At 60.2% G+C, this 17436-nt stretch carries 13 protein-coding genes; 5 read left to right on the forward strand and 8 right to left on the reverse strand.

The annotated features are described in order from the left end of the window. Positions 1 to 329: hypothetical protein (locus AACR14_RS10230; RefSeq protein WP_156808810.1), on the reverse strand; the 329-nt coding region annotated here is incomplete at its 3' end. On the opposite strand from AACR14_RS10230, the gene phnR reads away from it, so the two are divergent. The 5 genes from phnR (at position 328) to AACR14_RS10255 (ending at position 6700) form a co-directional block, all read left to right on the forward strand. Continuing rightward, positions 328 to 1041 carry a phosphonate utilization transcriptional regulator PhnR gene (gene phnR, locus AACR14_RS10235; protein WP_019446093.1) on the forward strand — a complete coding sequence of 238 codons (714 nt, stop codon included), beginning with the start codon at positions 328 to 330 and terminating at the stop codon, positions 1039 to 1041. The genes AACR14_RS10230 and phnR overlap by 2 nt on opposite strands. Before the next feature lie 114 nt (positions 1042 to 1155). Further along, positions 1156 to 2175: a putative 2-aminoethylphosphonate ABC transporter substrate-binding protein gene (locus tag AACR14_RS10240; protein ID WP_019446094.1), complete on the forward strand. Its 1020-nt coding sequence runs from the start codon at positions 1156 to 1158 to the stop codon at positions 2173 to 2175. Between the two features lie 272 nt (positions 2176 to 2447). Beyond that, the gene (locus AACR14_RS10245) at positions 2448 to 3542 is read left to right on the forward strand and encodes a putative 2-aminoethylphosphonate ABC transporter ATP-binding protein (RefSeq protein ID WP_019446095.1); all 1095 of its coding nucleotides are present in this window, start codon (positions 2448 to 2450) and stop codon (positions 3540 to 3542) included. Continuing rightward, positions 3539 to 5275: a putative 2-aminoethylphosphonate ABC transporter permease subunit gene (locus AACR14_RS10250; RefSeq protein ID WP_019446096.1), complete on the forward strand. Its 1737-nt coding sequence runs from the start codon at positions 3539 to 3541 to the stop codon at positions 5273 to 5275. Before AACR14_RS10245 ends, AACR14_RS10250 begins: the two co-directional genes overlap by 4 nt. 18 nt (positions 5276 to 5293) lie before the next feature. Beyond that, entirely contained in the window at positions 5294 to 6700 is a 1407-nt protein-coding gene (locus AACR14_RS10255; protein WP_019446097.1) for an FAD-dependent oxidoreductase, read from the forward strand. 151 nt (positions 6701 to 6851) lie between these two features. Here the strand turns inward: AACR14_RS10255 and AACR14_RS10260 are convergent, their stop codons facing one another. From AACR14_RS10260 to sdhA, 7 genes are all read right to left on the reverse strand, one after another. Then, a complete protein-coding gene (locus tag AACR14_RS10260) occupies positions 6852 to 8300 on the reverse strand; it encodes an autotransporter outer membrane beta-barrel domain-containing protein (protein WP_083851949.1) in 1449 nt (482 codons plus the stop codon). A 276-nt stretch (positions 8301 to 8576) separates the two neighbouring features. After that, entirely contained in the window at positions 8577 to 9449 is an 873-nt protein-coding gene (gene sucD / locus AACR14_RS10265; RefSeq protein WP_005333542.1) for a succinate--CoA ligase subunit alpha, read from the reverse strand. Then, positions 9449 to 10615 carry an ADP-forming succinate--CoA ligase subunit beta gene (gene sucC / locus AACR14_RS10270; protein ID WP_005361097.1) on the reverse strand — a complete coding sequence of 389 codons (1167 nt, stop codon included), beginning with the start codon at positions 10613 to 10615 and terminating at the stop codon, positions 9449 to 9451. Before sucC ends, sucD begins: the two co-directional genes overlap by 1 nt. A 171-nt stretch (positions 10616 to 10786) precedes the next feature. Continuing rightward, positions 10787 to 11977: a 2-oxoglutarate dehydrogenase complex dihydrolipoyllysine-residue succinyltransferase gene (gene odhB, locus AACR14_RS10275; RefSeq protein ID WP_019446100.1), complete on the reverse strand. Its 1191-nt coding sequence runs from the start codon at positions 11975 to 11977 to the stop codon at positions 10787 to 10789. A 35-nt stretch (positions 11978 to 12012) separates the two neighbouring features. Next, positions 12013 to 14820, reverse strand: coding sequence for a 2-oxoglutarate dehydrogenase E1 component (gene sucA / locus AACR14_RS10280; RefSeq protein ID WP_019446101.1), 2808 nt, complete (start codon positions 14818 to 14820; stop codon positions 12013 to 12015). A gap of 115 nt (positions 14821 to 14935) precedes the next feature. After that, positions 14936 to 15652, reverse strand: a complete 717-nt coding sequence (locus tag AACR14_RS10285) for a succinate dehydrogenase iron-sulfur subunit (RefSeq protein WP_005333549.1) — start codon at positions 15650 to 15652, stop codon at positions 14936 to 14938. A 16-nt stretch (positions 15653 to 15668) separates the two neighbouring features. After that, positions 15669 to 17435, reverse strand: a complete 1767-nt coding sequence (sdhA, locus tag AACR14_RS10290; RefSeq protein WP_026035029.1) for a succinate dehydrogenase flavoprotein subunit — start codon at positions 17433 to 17435, stop codon at positions 15669 to 15671. Position 17436 lies beyond the last annotated feature (1 nt).

Consider the following 17436-nt stretch of genomic DNA (forward strand, 5'->3'; position numbering starts at 1 on the left):
GCGGTAGTCGAGAGGGGGCCCGGGGTCAGCAGCAGGTAATCGACGGCGGCGGGGGCCACAGGAATATGGGTCATGACTTCGCTCCTTTTTGGTATATACCAGAATGAGCGCATTGTGGGTAACTGCCCCGCCAAGGTCAAAGGGGTGGCGCTACGTGCAACAAAAAATTCATTTTCAGCGCCGGGATCGCGATAATCTAGGAAGCCTGAACAGCAGGGGCGATGCTGGTATCTACCAATATTTTTGACGCCGCCGTTTAACGACCGCGCAAATGACCTGCCCTGTGCCCAGCCCATTGCCCAACTTATTGCATAACCAGGGATTTTCATGAGCAAACCGCAATATCTGCAGATCAAGGATGCCCTCGCCAACCAGATCCTGGCAGGGGGGCTGGCCCCCAACGACAAGCTCCCCTCCGAGCGGCTGCTGGGGGAACTCTATGGCACCACAAGGGTCACCATTCGCGAGGCACTGGTGCAGCTGGAGGCAAACGGCCTTATCTATCGGGAGGATCGCCGCGGCTGGTTTGTCACCCCGCCGCGCTTTCGCTTGAACCCCAGACGCACCTCCAACTTTCACCAGATAGTGCGGGAGCAAGGGGGCGAGCCGCGCACCGAGCTGCTGGAGAAAAGCCGCCAGGCGGTGCCACCCGCGTTGATGGAGCAACTGCAGCTCAAGCCGTTCGACAGCCTGTTTCTGCTCAAACGGCTGCGCTACGCCAACGGGCGCGCCATCTGCTACTGCGAGAACCACTGCCTGCCCGAACGGGTGCCCGGCCTGCTGGAGCTGGATCTCAACGGCAGCCTGACCGAGATCTATCAGGCCCATTACGATCTTCATTACGCCCGCATGCTGGTGCGCTTCTTCCCCACCGCCCTGCCGGATGAAGTGGCCAAGGCGCTGGGTGCCACCGCCGGTCTGCCCGCCCTGCGCCTCGAGCGGCTCAACTTCGATCAGCACGGCAGGGTGCTCGACTTCGATCTGGAGTACTGGCGCCACGACAGTCTGGAGATCGAGGTGGATACCCAGGATGAGTCATGAACAAATCAGGGACAGCAAAACGTCACGGGGCTGTCACGGTCACGTCATAAAAATCCCCTAGCCTCTCACTCGACCAATCTGGTTTATACCAAGCCAACTTATATGGAGAAGAGGATGAAACAGGGAACCCATCTGCTGGCCGCCGCCGTGCTGGCTGCCATGACCACCCCGGTACTGGCCGCAACCGATCTCACCGTCTATACCGCCTTCGAACCGGAGCAGCTCAGCGAGCTGAAAACCGCGTTCGAGCGCCAGCATCCGGATATCAACATCAAGTGGGTGCGTGACTCCACCGGCGTGGTCACCGCCCGCTTGCTGGCAGAAAAAGCCCAGCCCAAAGCGGATGTGGTATGGGGACTGGCGGCGACCAGCCTGATGCAGCTCGATCAGCAGCAGATGCTCAATGCCTATGCACCGAAAGGACTGGATAAGCTCGACAGCCGCTTTCGCGACAGCAAGGCCGAGCCGCACTGGATCGGTCTGGACGCCTTCTTCAGCGCCATCTGCTTCAACAAGGTAGAGGGGGAAAAACAGGGGATCCCGGCGCCCACCAGCTGGGCCGACCTCACCAAGCCCATCTACAAGGGCAAGGTGATCATGCCCAACCCCAGCTCCTCCGGCACCGGTTACCTGAGCGTTGCGGGCTGGCTGCAGACCATGGGTGAGCAGCAGGGCTGGCAATTTATGAACGGCCTGCACCAGAACATCGACCGTTACACCCACTCGGGCTCCGCCCCCTGCAAGCTGGCCGCCAGCGGTGAAACGGTGATCGGTATCTCCTTCGACTTCCCGGCTACCAGCCTCAAAGCCAAGGGTGCCCCCATCGAGGTGGTGTTCCCGACAGAGGGGTCGGGCTGGGATATGGAAGCCGCCGCCATCATCAAGGGCACCCCCAAGCTGGAAGCCGCCAAACAGCTGCTCGACTTTGCCGCCACCGAACAGGCCAACGCCCTCTACAACAAGTCGTTCGCCGTGGTCGCCATCCCCGATGTAGCCCAACCGAGAGCGGGCTATCCGGCGGATATCAAAGGCCAGATGATCGACAACGACTTTAGCTGGGCAGCCCGCGAGCGTAACGCCATCCTGGCCCAGTGGAGCGCCAGCTTCGACGGCAAGACCGAAGCCAAACAGTAAGCGTGAAGGGCGGCGGTTTGTTCACGCCAGACACACCGCCGCCAATAAACTGCCAGTCGAAGGCCAACAGGTGTTGGCCTTCGCTTTTTGGTTTTAACTTCCCGAGTTTGTATTGCCTTCAATTAGCGATGCTTAGTCCATTCGCACAGTGCCCAGCCACTTGCTGGCGACCCGATCTCATTTGACTGTCATCAAGCTGTCATCCCCCGATCACCTGACCGTCACACTTCACCCGCAAACTGGTATATACCAAATCAGTAGCGAGTCGAACCATGACCCAGCCCTATCTGGACATTCAACATCTCAACAAGCAGTTCGGTGCTTTTCAGGCCCTCAAGGGGATCTCTCTGACCATTGAGCCGGGGGAGTTTATCTGCTTTCTCGGCCCCTCCGGCTGCGGCAAAACCACCCTGCTCAGAGCCATCGCCGGGCTGGATCTGCCGGATAGCGGCGAGATCTGGCAAGGGGGGCGCAACATCTCCCAGCTGCCGCCCCAGGAGCGCGATTTTGGCATCGTGTTTCAGTCCTACGCCCTCTTCCCCAACCTGACGGTGGCCCAGAACATCGCCTTCGGCCTTGAGAATCAGGGGCTGGCGCGGGATCTTATCAAGGAGCGGGTCGATCACTGGCTGGGGCTGGTGGATCTCACTGCCCAGTCCCATAAATACCCGAGCCAGATCTCAGGCGGCCAGCAGCAGCGGGTGGCGCTGGCCCGGGCACTGGCCCTCTCCCCCGGCCTGCTGTTGCTGGACGAACCGCTCAGCGCGCTGGATGCGCTGGTACGCACCCATCTTCGCAGCGAGATCCGTGCCCTGCAGCAGCGCCTTGGCATCACCACCATCATGGTGACCCACGATCAGGAAGAGGCGCTGACCATGGCCGACCGCATCGTGGTGATGGAGGGCGGCCGCATCGTACAGGTGGGCACCCCGCAGGAGATCTACCACCAGCCTGCCAGCCGTTTCGTGGCAAGCTTTGTCGGTACCATGAACTTCCTCGAGACCCTGGTGCTGAGCCCTAATCAGGTGCGCCTCAACGAACAACCGCTGACACTTGCCAATCGGGCCGCGGCCGGCAGCAAATTGCAGATGGCGATCCGCCCCGAGGCAATCACCCTGAGTGCGCCGAGCGAGCCCTATCTTGGTCAACATGGCGTTGAAGCAACCATCGATCAGGTTGAGTTTCTCGGCGCCGCCCAGCGCCTTATCTGCACCGCCGACACCTATCTGGGCCCGCAGCAGATCCTGGTGGAGCGCCCGACCCACGAGCTGCCCAGCCACGAACAGGGTGGCTGGCGCAGCGGCATGCGCTGCTCGCTGCACTGGCCCGCCGGAGCGATGCAGCTGTTTGAAGGAGATCGCCCATGACAGCCCCCTTTGCGACCTCCTCCCTGCTGCCACCATTGACAGCCCGCCATGACTCTCGCTGGCAGCGGCTCTGTCGCGGCTGGAGCCGGGATCAGCTGCTGCAACTGCTCCTGCTAGTGCTCGGCATCGCCCTGCTCACCGGCGGTCTGCTGTTGCCGCTGCTCACCATGCTGCAAAAGAGCCTGCAGGATGAGAACGGCCTCTGGGTGGGCCTTGCCAACTTCAGCGCCTACTTCGACTCCCCTCATCTGGGGCGCACCATCGGCAACACCCTCTGGCTCGGGGTGCTGATCACCGCGCTGGTGGTGACCATCGCCTTTGGCTACGCCTACGCCCTCACCCGCACCTGCATGCCGGGCAAGAGCCTGTTTCGCCTCATCGGTTTGATCCCGCTCCTGATGCCCTCCCTGTTGCCCGCTATCAGTCTGGTCTACTGGTTTGGCAGTCAGGGGATCGCCAAGGGGCTGCTCGGCGGCGAGAGCATCTACGGCCCCATCGGCATCGTCATCGGTCTGGGCTTCTGGTGCTTCCCCCACGCCCTGATGATCCTGATCACGGCGCTCGGCCAAAGCGATGCCCGCCTCTATGAAGCCTCCCGGGTGCTCGGCTGCAGCGGCTGGCGCACCTTTGTCACCGTCACCCTGCCTACCGCCCGTTATGGCCTGCTCAGCGCCGCCATCGCCGTCTTCACCCTCACCATCTGCGACTTCGGGGTGGCCAAGGTGATTGGCGGCCAGTACAGCGTGCTGGCCACCGACATCTACCGGCAGGTGATCGGGATGCAGAACTTCTCGCTGGGCGCCGTTGCCAGCGTCACCCTGCTGCTGCCGGCACTGTTGAGCTTTGCGCTGGAGCACAGAGTGCGCAGCAAGATGCAGGAGCAGAGCAGCACCAAGGCGGTGCCCTATCAGCCCAAACCCCATCGGCTGCGGGATCTGCTGGCGCTTGGCTGGTGTTCGCTCTGGGCCCTGCTGTTTCTGGCGCTGGTGGGGATGGCCGTTTACGGCTCGCTGGTACAGTTCTGGCCCTACAACCTCGCTCTGACGCTGGATCACTACGCCTTTGACAGCAACAGCGTCTACGGCTGGCAGCCCTTTACCAACACCTTGCAGCTGGGCCTCTATACCGCGCTGATCGGCACCGTGCTGGTGATGGTGCTGGCCTGGGCGCAGGAGAAGGGGCGCCACTTCGCGCCGCTGCGCCAGCTGCTGCATCTGCTTGCCATGCTGTCGCTGGCGGTGCCCGGCATGGTGCTGGGACTGGGTTACATCTTCTTTTTCAACGGCAATCCACTCTTTGGCAGCCTCTATGGCACTCTGCCGCTGATGGTGCTCTCCTGCGTCATTCACTACTACACCGTGGGTCATATGACGGCGCTGACCAGCCTCAAGCAACTGCCCAAGGAGCTGGAGCTGGTGGCCATCTCATTGCGCATTCCGCTCTGGAAGGCGTTCTGGCGAGTCACCCTGCCCGCCTCCCTGCCATCGCTCTTGGAGATCTTTATCTATCTGTTCGTCAACGCCATGACCACCACCTCGGCGGTGATCTTCCTCTATTCGAGCGACAGCGTGCTCGCCTCCATCGCCGTGCTCAATATGGAGGATTCCGGCGATACCGCCGCGGCCGCCGCCATGGCCACCCTGATCCTGCTGGCCGCCGCCACCGTCAAGCTGCTCCAGCTCTTTTTAAGCCGCGCCCTGCTGGATCGCACCCAGCGTTGGCGCCACCAATAACCTTATCGAGGAGTCATCATGTCCACTCTCCCCTTCTGGCTAGCCGAAGCGCTCGCCGCCGAACAACCCGCGCCGCCCACGCCCCTGGTCGGCAACCACGAGGCCGATGTCTGCATCGTCGGTGGCGGCTTTACCGGGCTGTGGAGCGCCATCGCCCTTAAACAGGCCGAGCCCCACCTGCACGTCATAGTGCTGGAAAAAGATCGCTGCGGCAGCGGCGCCTCCGGGCGCAACGGCGGCTGCCTGCTCACCTGGTCGGCCAAATACCTGACGTTAAAGCGCCTCTTCGGCGAGCAGCAAGCGGCCTGGCTGGTGCAGCGCTCCGAGCAGGCGGTACACGAGATCGCCCGCTTCTGCGAAACGCACAACATAGAGGCACAGCTGAGGGTCGAGGGCACCTGCTACACCGCCACCAGCGAGGCGCAGCGCGGCCTGATGGAGCCGGTATTGCGGGAACTCAAGCGAGCCGACCTCAACCAGTGGCAGGCGATTGCAGAGGGTGAAGTGGCAAGCCAGAGCGGCTCCCACGTCCATCTGGAGGGGCTCTACAGCCCTCACGCCGGTTCGGTACAACCGGCGCTCTTGGTGCGTGGCCTGCTGCGGGTGGCGCGGGAGCTGGGGGTCGAGGTTTATGAACACTCTCCCATGCAGCGCCTTGAGGCGGGCCAGCCTGCACGGGTGCAAACGCCGCAAGGTGAGGTGCGTGCCCGCAAGGTGGTGCTGGCCCTCAACAGCGCCATGGTGCAGCACTTTCGCGAGTTTCGCCGCAGTATCGTGCTGGTCTCCTCCGATATGGTGATAACCGACCCCGCGCCGGATGCCCTTGCCGCCCAGCAGCTTGCGCACGGCCGCTCCGTGGTGGATGGCCGCACCTTTGTGCATTACTACCGCTCCACCCCGCAAGGGCGGCTGATGCTGGGCAAGGGGGGCAACATCTTCGCCTTTGCCAACCGCCATCTGGCCGAGTTTGATGCACCGAGCCGTTATCTTGCCCCCCTCACCCACACCCTGCGCCGCTTCTTTCCGGCGCTTAAAGAGGTGCCCATCGCCGCCAGCTGGTGCGGCGCCTCCGACCGCTCGGTAGATGGCCTCCCCTTCTTCGGCCACTGGCGAGGGCAGCCCAATATCGTCTATGGCCTCGGCTATTCCGGCAACGGGGTGGCCCAGAGCTGGATCGGCGGCCAGATCCTGGCGGCTTTGGTGCGCGATGAAGTGCGGGAGGAGGACAAGCCGTGGCGCGACTGCGCGCTGGTCAGCGGCCCGCGCGGCTATTTTCCGCCAGAGCCATTCCGCTGGCTGGGGGCCATGGCGGTGCGCAACGCCATCCGGCGCAAGGAGCGGGCGGAAGATGAAAACCGCCCGGTGGCCTGGTATGACAAACAGCTGGCCAAACTTGCCGATGCGGCGGGCAAGGCGGATAAATAAGTTATTTCTCTTAACCTTGATATTGCGCCAGGCTCTAACGCTTGGCCTCTCAGGCGACCTCATCGTGGACGAGTTATCCACATCTTCATCGGCAATCATCCATAACAATGTGCTGACCCGAAGGTCAGCACATATATTGTTACAACTCTAATTAAAAATTCACAGCGGCGTTAAATCTAATATCCCAGAGGTCAAGGTCCTGACGCCCGATACTGTAATAACCGGTGATAACTTCAAAACGCTGATGACGCTGAGGGGCTACCGCCAGTGCAATCCGTGCAGATCCACTCCACGGGGTCGTACTTTCCATTGTCAGATTTTCATTCAGGATCTGACCATCATTGGGACGCTCAATATCATAACGAACCCCAAGACGCAGGGCCGGTATAATTTGAACACCATCGGTTGTGGTGAAAATACGACTGATATCCCCTGATGCTTCACTGGTGGCATATTCAAAAGAGTTTTCATTAACCCGCAATGTCACGTTATAAATCTGGTTTGCATAAGGCAATGAGCCTGTGTAATCAAACGCATCGGATTTATTGTGACTGTAAAAGAGGGCAAGCTTGGGCCGCAGCAGATACTCACCAACGTCGTAGCCACCGGTAAGGTTGGCTGAGATCAACCTGGTCGTTGTCTTGAAACTCCCTTTAAGTACATCGAGTTCGGTATCGTTATCAGTTCGTCCCCATGCAGCCCAGCTATCCAGCAGCCAGTGCGTATCTAGCCTATAGCCGCCATATGGCCCAACAAAGAAGCTGTCCCCCTCATTTCGTACCGAACTGCCAAACGTGCCAAGAGAGGTTTTGCTATTGGCAAATGCAATACCGCCCAGCCCGTCTTTACCAAGGGATCTGTGTATACCGATCAAAAAGCTGTTGGCATGTCCGGATGTGTCTATCTCGTTACGATCATCGGAGACTCCGGTATGGCGTACATCAGCCCATACCTGCCACAACCCCTTTTGACTGGCAATATCTTCAAATTGGTCAAGCCCGACAACGACACGATCTGAAATACTGAGGGAGCCGCTCAAATAGCCCATCAAGGCATCTGCACTGATACTGGTCACAATATTGCGGATCGGGTCACTCCCACCACCGGTGCCACCACCACTACCACCATTGCTGCCATCCCCACCGCCGGTTCCGCCACCAGTGCCACCATTGCTGCCGCCACCACCGCCGGTTCCGCCACCAGTGCCACCGTTACTGTCTCCCCCATCGATCGGGGGAATATTTGGAAATACCGGATTGGTCTGGTTTCTCGAATCGAGGAAGCAGTTGAAAGAACCATCCGCATTGAGGAGATCCAGTTTGTGAGTCCCGTTAAGGTCATCAAGTACTACAGGTGAGACACTCAAGTGCAACGACGCGCGGTTTGCATTCCAACTATCGATTTCAGATACCCCGGGAGCAGAGAGGCGAAAATTACCCCCGGAACCGGGACTTGAAAGCCATAGTGATACCGAATTGTCAGCCGAACGCCCAAGAAACTCTAGATGCTGCCCCGGTTGCCTGTTCGGGCAATCCGCCGCCCATGCTGTTGGCAAGCAGATACTGGTAAGGCAGCCAATTCCCAAAATACGTGAAATCATTATGTCCTCCTGACACTAGGTTATCTCACTGACATCCTTGCATGACTTTTAGCATTCCCCACAAACAGGTCACTCGATGCAATGGGTAAAGGAACAAATCAATCTGACAAGTTCAAATCGCAGACTATTTTAGTATCCACACTGTTTCTGGTCTCCTGTAATAAAATTCGTTTAGCGCCTGAATCGCGATGATTGATTAAATCAAACCACTTTAAAACCCATAAAAAATGCCGCCCATCGGGCGGCACTTTTATTAGAGATAACGGCTAACAGGAATTACCAACCGGTCACTTCGCGCAGGGCCTTGCCGATATCGGCCAGGGAACGGACGGTTTTCACGCCAGCATCTTCCAGCGCGGCAAACTTCTCGGCGGCGGTACCCTTGCCACCGGAGATAATGGCGCCAGCGTGGCCCATCCGCTTGCCGGGAGGTGCGGTAACACCGGCGATATAGGAGACCACCGGCTTGGTGACGTGGGCCTTGATATAGGCGGCCGCGTCTTCCTCGGCGTTGCCGCCGATCTCGCCGATCATCACGATCGCTTCGGTCTGCGGGTCGTTCTGGAACATCTCCAGAATGTCGATAAAGTTGGAACCCGGGATGGGGTCGCCACCGATACCGACGCAGGTGGACTGGCCAAAACCCTCGTCAGTGGTCTGCTTGACCGCTTCGTAGGTCAGGGTGCCGGAGCGGGAGACGATGCCCACCTTGCCCGGCTTGTGAATGTGGCCCGGCATGATGCCGATCTTGCACTCACCCGGGGTGATCACACCCGGGCAGTTGGGGCCGATCATCCGCACGCCGGTCTCTTGCAGCTTCACTTTGACATCCAGCATATCCAGCGTCGGGATGCCTTCGGTGATGGTGACGATGAGCTTGATGCCCGCGTCGATCGCTTCCAGGATGGCATCCTTGCAGAACGGCGCCGGCACATAGATGACGGAGGCGGTGGCGCCGGTCGCTTCGACCGCGTCACGGACGGTGTTGAACACCGGCAGGCCCAGATGGGTGGTGCCACCCTTGCCTGGGGAGACGCCGCCCACCAGCTGGGTGCCATAGGAGAGCGCCTGCTCGGAGTGGAAAGTACCCTGACCGCCGGTAAAGCCCTGGCAGATGACTCGGGTGTCCTTGTTGATCAGTACGCTCATCAGTTGGCCTCCGCTGCTTTGACGACTTGCTGCGCGGCATCGGTCAGACTCTTGGCCGCAATGATGTTGAGGCCGCTCTCGGCCAGCTTGATACCACCCAGCTCGGCGTTGTTGCCTTCCAGACGGACCACGACGGGCACCTTGACCCCCACTTCCTTGACCGCACCGATAATGCCTTCCGCGATCATGTCGCAGCGCACGATGCCGCCGAAGATGTTGACCAGCACCGCTTTGACGTTGCTGTCGGAGAGGATGATCTTGAACGCCTCGGTTACGCGCTCCTTGGTGGCGCCACCGCCGACGTCAAGGAAGTTGGCCGGTTTGCCGCCGTGCAGGTTGACGATGTCCATGGTGCCCATGGCCAGACCAGCGCCGTTGACCATGCAGCCGATGTTGCCATCGAGGGCCACATAGTTGAGCTCCCACTGGGCGGCGTGCGCTTCGCGGGGATCATCTTGTGACGGGTCGTGCATCTCGCGCAGCTTGGGCTGACGATACAGTGCGTTGGCGTCGATGTTGATCTTGCCATCCAGGCAGTGCAGGTTGCCCTGCGCGGTGATCACCAGCGGGTTGATCTCCAGCAGCGCGAAATCGCAATCCAGGAACATCTGGCCCAGACCCATGAAGATCTTGGTGAACTGTTTGATCTGATCGCCGACCAGACCCAGTTTGAAGGCCAGTTCGCGGGCCTGATAGGCCTGCGGACCCACCAGCGGATCGATAGCCGCCTTGTGGATCAGATGGGGGGTTTCGTGGGCGATCTTCTCGATATCCACGCCACCTTCGGTCGAGGCCATGAAGACCACGCGACGGGAGCCACGGTCAACCACGGCGCCCAAGTAGAGCTCTTTGGCGATGTCGGTGCAAGATTCCACCAGGATCTTGGTGACAGGCTGGCCGTTGGCATCGGTCTGGTAGGTCACCAGATTTTTGCCAAGCCAGTTTTGGGCAAAAGCACGGATCTCGTCCTTGCTCTTGGCCACTTTCACCCCGCCCGCTTTACCGCGGCCACCGGCGTGTACCTGGCATTTGACGACCCAGGTATTGCCGCCAATCTTGTCGGCCGCTTCGGCCGCTTCTTGTGGGGTAGCACAGGCATAACCTTCGGAGACCGGCAGGCCATACTCGGCAAACAGCTGTTTTGCCTGATATTCATGCAGATTCATAGATGCTCTATCCGTGTTGTAGGTATTTCCGTCCGGGGCTGGTGTTTCTCAATCCCCTGTGAATGGGGGCCTGGGCGGCCCCTCGTTATCTTTCAATCGCTCGGGTATTACTCAAACGTCCAGCAGCACATCCGGCTCGGGGCGCAAACCCCTTGCCCGGGTGCCACAGGCTTAGACGTCCAGCAACAGACGGGTCGGGTCTTCCAGCAGCTCCTTGACGGAGACCAGGAAGCCTACCGATTCGCGTCCGTCGATGAGACGGTGATCGTAGGAGAGCGCCAGATACATCATCGGCAGGATCTCGACCTTGCCGTCAACGGCCATCGGGCGATCCTGGATCTTGTGCATGCCAAGAATGGCGCTCTGGGGCGGGTTGATGATCGGGGTAGACATCAGGGAACCGAACACGCCACCGTTGGTGATGGTGAAGTTGCCGCCAGTCAGTTCATCCACGGTAAGCTTGCCGTCACGGCCCTTGCCCGCCAGATCCTTGATGGCCTTCTCGATGTCCGCCAGGCTCATGTTGTCGCAGTCGCGCAGCACCGGCGTCACCAGACCTCGGGGGGTAGAGACGGCGATGCTGACGTCAAAGTAGTTGTGATAAACCACGTCATCACCATCGAGCGCCGCGTTCACTTCCGGATAGCGCTTGAGGGACTCCACTACCGCCTTCACGTAGAAGGACATAAAGCCGAGCTTGATGCCGTGCTTCTTCTCGAAGATCTCGCCGTACTTCTTGCGCAGATCCATGATGGGCTTCATGTTGACCTCGTTGAAGGTGGTCAGCATGGCGGTGGTGTTTTTCGCTTCCAGCAGACGCTCGGCAATGCGCTTGCGCAGACGGGTCATCGGTACCCGCTTGTCGGTGCGACCACCCAGCGGGGCAACCTTGGCTGCCGGGGCTGCAGTTGCAACCGGTGCGGCTGCCGCAGGCTGGCTCTTGGCCTTGATGAAGGCTTCCACATCATCCTTGGTGATGCGACCACCCTTGCCGGTACCGGTCAGCTTGGTCACGTCGATGTCGTGCTCGCCAATCAGGCGGCGCACCGAGGGGCTCAAGCCATCGGCACCATCATCGGCCACCGCTTCAGCGGGTTTCTCTTTGGTCTCTTCACCGGCCACCGGGGCGGCGGTGAGGATGGCAATCAGTTGACGGGACAACACAGTCGCCCCTTCCCCTTGCAGAATATCCCCCAGCACACCGGCTTGCGGTGCCGGCACTTCCAGCACCACCTTGTCGGTCTCGATGTCGACCAGCACTTCGTCACGGGCGACCAGATCGCCCGGTTTTTTGTGCCAGGTGGCGATAGTGGCATCCGCCACTGATTCCGGCAGATCCGGTACCTTGATTTCGATAGTCATCCAATCAGTTCCTTTTTACTTCTATGCCAGAGGCTTTACAGGGTAAGGGCATCTTCCACCAAGGCTTTTTGCTGCTTGGCGTGGACAGACATGTAACCGACGGCCGGTGAGGCTGACGCGGGGCGACCGGCATAACGCAGGGTGGCTCCGGCTGGCAGCACGCCATCGTAGTGGTGACGGGTGCAGTACCAGGCGCCCTGGTTCTGCGGCTCTTCCTGACACCAGACAAAGTCGGTGACGTGGCTGTAATCGGCCAGAATGGCGCGCACTTCCTCTTCCGGGAAGGGGTAGAGCTGCTCAATTCGCACCAGTGCCACATCTTGCTGCTCGGCCTTGCGACGGGCATCGAGCAGGTCGTAGTAGACCTTGCCGGAGCAGAAGACCACCCGCTTGACCGCTTTCGGATCCAGCGCATCGATCTCGCCGATGGCGTTCTGGAAGGTACCTTCCGCCAGCTCTTCAAGCTTGCTCACCGCCAGCGGGTGGCGCAGCAGGGATTTGGGCGTCATGACGATCAGCGGACGGCGCATCGGACGCACTACCTGACGACGCAGCATATGGAACACCTGCGCCGGGGTAGAGGGCACGCACACCTGCATGTTGTGCTGGGCACACATCTGCAGATAACGCTCCAGACGAGCGGAGGAGTGCTCCGGCCCCTGCCCCTCGTAACCGTGCGGCAGCAGCATGGTCAGGCCGCACATCCGGCCCCACTTCTGCTCACCGGAGGAGAGGAACTGATCCACCACTACCTGGGCACAGTTGGCGAAGTCGCCGAACTGGGCTTCCCAGATGGTGAGGCCTGCCGGCTCGGCGCTGGCGTAACCATATTCAAAGGCTAGTACCGCGTTCTCGGTCAGCACAGAGTCATACACCTCGAACGGGCCCTGCTCGTCGTGCAGGTTGCACAGCGGGGTGTAGGTGCTGGCATCGGTCTGGCTGTGCAGCACGGCGTGGCGGTGGAAGAAGGTGCCACGGCCGGAGTCTTCACCGGTAAAGCGGATGCGGGACCCCTTATCCACCAGAGTGGCGTAGGCCAGGGTTTCAGCAAAGCCCCAATCCACCAGCTTCTCGCCGGCGGCCATCAGACGGCGGTCTTCGTAAATCTTCTCGACCTGACGCTGCAGCACGTGAGTCGCCGGATACTGGCTCACCCGCTCGCCGAGGCTCTTGAGGTGATCCATCGGCACGGCACTCTCATAGGCCATGTTCCAGTCGTGGCCCAGATAAGGGGTCCAGTCGACGGAGTGCAGCTCCATCGGCCGCCACTCCTTGCTCACCCGCTCGCCGCGATCCAGCGCTTCGCGATACTCGTTGACCAGTTCGGTCGCCCGCTCCTGGGCGAAGCTCCCCTCGGCCACCAGCTGATCGGCGTAGATCTTGCGCGGGGTCGGGTGCTGCTTGATCTTCTGGTACATCAAAGGCTGGGTGGCGCTCGGCTCATCCGCTTCGTTGTGACCGTGACGACGGTAGCAGACTAGCTCGATCACCACGTCGCGTTTGAAGGTATTGCGGTAATCCAGTGCAATCTGGGTCACCAGCACCACGGCTTCCGGGTCATCCCCGTTGACGTGCAGCACCGGCGCCTGCACCGCCTTGGCGATGTCGGTGCAATATTCGGTGGAGCGCAGGTCACGGATATAGGAGGTGGTGAAACCGACCTGGTTGTTGATGACGATGCGCACCGTCCCGCCGACACCATAGGCGCGGGTCTGGGACATGTTGAAGGTCTCGGCCACCACGCCCTGACCGGCCATGGCCGAGTCACCGTGAATGGTGATGGGCAGCACACTGGAACCATCCTTGTCACCACGACGATCCATACGGGCACGGACCGAGCCGATGACCACAGGGTTGACAATCTCGAGGTGAGAGGGGTTGAACGCCAGCGCCAAGTGGACGTTGCCACCCGGGGTGGCGAAGTCGGAGGAGAAGCCCATGTGGTACTTCACATCACCGGTACCCCAGGATTCGCCATGCTTGCCGGCAAACTCGTCGAACAGATCCTGAGCGCGCTTGCCCAGCACGTTGATCAGCACGTTGAGGCGACCGCGGTGGGCCATACCGATAACGGCCTCTTTGCAGCCCTGCTCACCGGCGCGACGGATCAGCTCCTTGAGCATGGGGATCATGGCGTCGCCACCTTCCAGCGAGAAGCGCTTGGCTCCCGGGAACTTGGCGCCCAGATATTTCTCCAACCCTTCGGCGGCGGTCAGGCTCTCGAGGAAACGGGTCTTCTCTTCGAGGGTGTAACTCCCCTTCCCTTCAATGGATTCGAGACGCTGTTGCAGCCAGCGCTTCTCTTCCGTGGAGGTGAGGTGCATGTAGTCGGCGCCGATGGAGCCGCAATAGGTCTTCTTCAGCGAGGCGTAGAGGTCGGAGAGCACCATGGTCTCACGACCGATGGCGTAGGAGCCCACATTGAAGGTGGCCTCCATATCTGCGCCCTGCAGGTTGTGGAACGCAGGATCCAGTTCGGCAACGGTTTCACGCTGCCACAGGCCCAGCGGGTCCAGATTGGCATTCTGGTGACCACGGAAACGGAAGGCGTTGATCAGCTGCAATACCCGCACCTGCTTGGCATCCACTTGCGGATCGGAGACGGGGGCACTGTAGCGAGAGGGATCCTTGGCCAGACGACGGAAATAATCGCGGACCTGGGAGTGGGGTTGTTCAACCGCATGGCCATTGACCTGGGGCAGCTCGCTAAACAGGCTGCGCCACTCGTCGGACACGGAGTCAGGATTTTCCAGGAAGGATTCGTACAAATCCTCGATATAGCTTGCATTCGCACCAGCCAGGTGAGATGACTCCAACCAGGCCTTCATCACGCCGTTATGCATTTCTATCCCTTGTACTTCTTGTTACTGCTGCGCAGCTTGTAGGGGTCAAATAGCCATCCTGCCACGGGTCGGATGGCTATCCAGAGGTCGGGCCAGCACCTGGCCGGCCCTGATACTAAACAGCCCGATTGAGCAACATCGACTTGATCTGGCCAATCGCCTTGGTCGGATTCAAGCCTTTCGGACAGACGTTCACGCAGTTCATGATGCCATGGCAGCGGAACACGCTGAATGCGTCGTCCAGATTCCCCAGTCGTTCGGTGGTCGCGGTGTCGCGGCTGTCAGCCAGCCAGCGGTAGGCGGCGAGCAGCCCGGCCGGGCCGATGAACTTGTCGGGATTCCACCAGAAGGAGGGGCACGAAGTGGAGCAGCAGGCACAGAGAATGCACTCGTACAGGCCGTCAAGCTTGGCGCGCTCTTCGGGGGATTGCAGGTGCTCACGCACCGGCGGCAACTTGTCATCATTGATGAGGAAGGGTTTGACCTTCTCCCACTGGGTGTAGAACTGGGTCATGTCGATCACCAGATCACGGATCACCGGCAGGCCGGGCAAGGGACGGATAACGACGTTATTGCCCTTCTTCAGCAGGTCGGAGAGCGGGGTGATACAGGCAAGACCGTTCTTGCCATTCATGTTGAGACCATCTGATCCACAGACCCCTTCGCGGCAAGAGCGGCGGAAGGCGAGCGTGGGATCCAGCTCTTTCAACTGGATCAGTGCGTCGAGCACCATCATGTCGGAACCTTCAGGAATATCAAGACGATATTCCTTCATATGGGGGACGTTATCAACATCCGGATTGTATCTGTAGACAGAGAATGTGACGTTCATAGGGCTGGCTCCGCAATCAGTAAGTCCGGACCTTGGGCGGGAACGCCTCACGGGTCTTGGGTGACATGTTGACAGCGCGACGGGTCATGGACTCGGTGTCCGGATGATAGAGGCTGTGGCACAGCCAGTTCTCATCGTCGCGATCCGGGAAGTCGAAGCGGCAGTGAGCACCGCGACTCTCGGTACGGAAGTTGGCGGCAACCGCCGTGGCAAACGCCGTCTCCATCAGGTTGTCCAGCTCCAGGCACTCGATGCGCTGGGTGTTGAACTCTTTGGAGGTGTCATCCAGACGGGCTGACTTGAGGCGCTCGCGGATAACCTTGAGTTCGGCCAGCCCTTCTGCCATCGCCGCACCTTCGCGGAACACCGAGAAGTTGTTCTGCATGCAGCGCTGCAGGTCTTTGCGGATCTGCACCGGGTCTTCCCCGTCACGGCAATTTTCCCAGCGGTTGAAGCGGGACAATGCGGCATCCAGATCCGACTCGGAAGCATCACGGCCGTGATCCATCTCGCCCAGGGTGTTGACCAGATGCATGCCGGCAGCGCGGCCGAAGACCACCAGATCCAGCAGGGAGTTGCCACCCAGACGGTTGGCACCGTGTACGGAGACGCAGGCAATCTCGCCCACCGCAAACAGACCGACCACCGGCACGTCGTTGCCGTTCTTGTCCTGGGTCAGGCACTGGCCATTCACGTTGGTCGGCACGCCGCCCATCATGTAGTGGCAGGTCGGGATGATCGGGATCGGCTCTTTGACCGGATCCACGTGGGCGAAGGTGCGAGAGAGCTCGCAGATCCCCGGCAGACGGGATTCCAGCACCTCTTTGCCGAGGTGATCCAGCTTGAGCTTGATGTGCGGACCCCAGGGACCATCGCAGCCACGGCCTTCGCGGATCTCGATCATGATGGAGCGGGCAACCACGTCGCGACCGGCCAAGTCCTTGGCGTTTGGCGCGTAACGCTCCATGAAGCGCTCGCCATCTTTATTGAGCAGATAGCCGCCTTCACCACGGCAGCCTTCGGTTACCAGCACCCCTGCCCCGGCGATACCGGTCGGGTGGAACTGCCACATCTCCATGTCCTGCACGCCGACGCCGGCACGCAGCGCCATACCGACACCGTCACCTGTATTGATGTGGGCATTGGTGGTGGACTGGTAGATACGACCGGCACCGCCAGTCGCCAGCACAGTGGCCTTGGCCTTGAAGTAGACCACTTCACCGCTCTCCATATCGATGGCGGTACAACCCACCACATGGCCATCCTGGTTTTTCACCAGATCCAGCGCATACCACTCGGAGAAAACGGTGGTCTTGTTCTTGACGTTCTGTTGGTAAAGGGTGTGCAGCAGGGCGTGACCGGTACGGTCGGCGGCCGCTGCGGTACGAGCAGCCTGCTCGCCACCGAAATTCTTGGACTGACCACCAAACGGACGCTGGTAGACAGACCCGTTATCGAAACGGGAGAAGGGCAGCCCCATGTTCTCCAGCTCATAGATAGCCTCGGGACCGGTTTTGCACATGTACTCGATGGCTTCCTGATCACCGATGTAATCGGAACCTTTTACCGTGTCATACATATGCCACTGCCAGTTGTCATCGTGGGCATTGCCCAGCGCAACCGTGATCCCGCCCTGGGCGGAGACAGTGTGAGAACGGGTTGGAAAAACCTTGGACAACAGAGCGCAGCTCTTGCCGGACTGGGCAATCTGCAGCGCGGCGCGCATACCGGCACCACCGGCACCAATCACCACCGCATCAAATTCACGAGTTGGAATAGTCACC

Origin of the sequence: Aeromonas sp. 159 (genome assembly GCF_963862045.1) — a bacterium.
Taxonomy (GTDB): domain Bacteria; phylum Pseudomonadota; class Gammaproteobacteria; order Enterobacterales; family Aeromonadaceae; genus Aeromonas; species Aeromonas veronii.

What these genes read in the sequence shown, in the direction of transcription:
- phnR (WP_019446093.1), top strand. Translation starts at nt 328, where the DNA reads ATGAGCAAACCGCAATATCTGCAGATCAAGGATGCCCTCGCCAACCAG.
- AACR14_RS10240 (WP_019446094.1), top strand. Translation starts at nt 1,156, where the DNA reads ATGAAACAGGGAACCCATCTGCTGGCCGCCGCCGTGCTGGCTGCCATG.
- AACR14_RS10245 (WP_019446095.1), top strand. Translation starts at nt 2,448, where the DNA reads ATGACCCAGCCCTATCTGGACATTCAACATCTCAACAAGCAGTTCGGT.
- AACR14_RS10250 (WP_019446096.1), top strand. Translation starts at nt 3,539, where the DNA reads ATGACAGCCCCCTTTGCGACCTCCTCCCTGCTGCCACCATTGACAGCC.
- AACR14_RS10255 (WP_019446097.1), top strand. Translation starts at nt 5,294, where the DNA reads ATGTCCACTCTCCCCTTCTGGCTAGCCGAAGCGCTCGCCGCCGAACAA.
- AACR14_RS10260 (WP_083851949.1), bottom strand. Translation starts at nt 8,300, where the DNA reads ATGATTTCACGTATTTTGGGAATTGGCTGCCTTACCAGTATCTGCTTG.
- sucD (WP_005333542.1), bottom strand. Translation starts at nt 9,449, where the DNA reads ATGAGCGTACTGATCAACAAGGACACCCGAGTCATCTGCCAGGGCTTT.
- sucC (WP_005361097.1), bottom strand. Translation starts at nt 10,615, where the DNA reads ATGAATCTGCATGAATATCAGGCAAAACAGCTGTTTGCCGAGTATGGC.
- odhB (WP_019446100.1), bottom strand. Translation starts at nt 11,977, where the DNA reads ATGACTATCGAAATCAAGGTACCGGATCTGCCGGAATCAGTGGCGGAT.
- sucA (WP_019446101.1), bottom strand. Translation starts at nt 14,820, where the DNA reads ATGCATAACGGCGTGATGAAGGCCTGGTTGGAGTCATCTCACCTGGCT.
- AACR14_RS10285 (WP_005333549.1), bottom strand. Translation starts at nt 15,652, where the DNA reads ATGAACGTCACATTCTCTGTCTACAGATACAATCCGGATGTTGATAAC.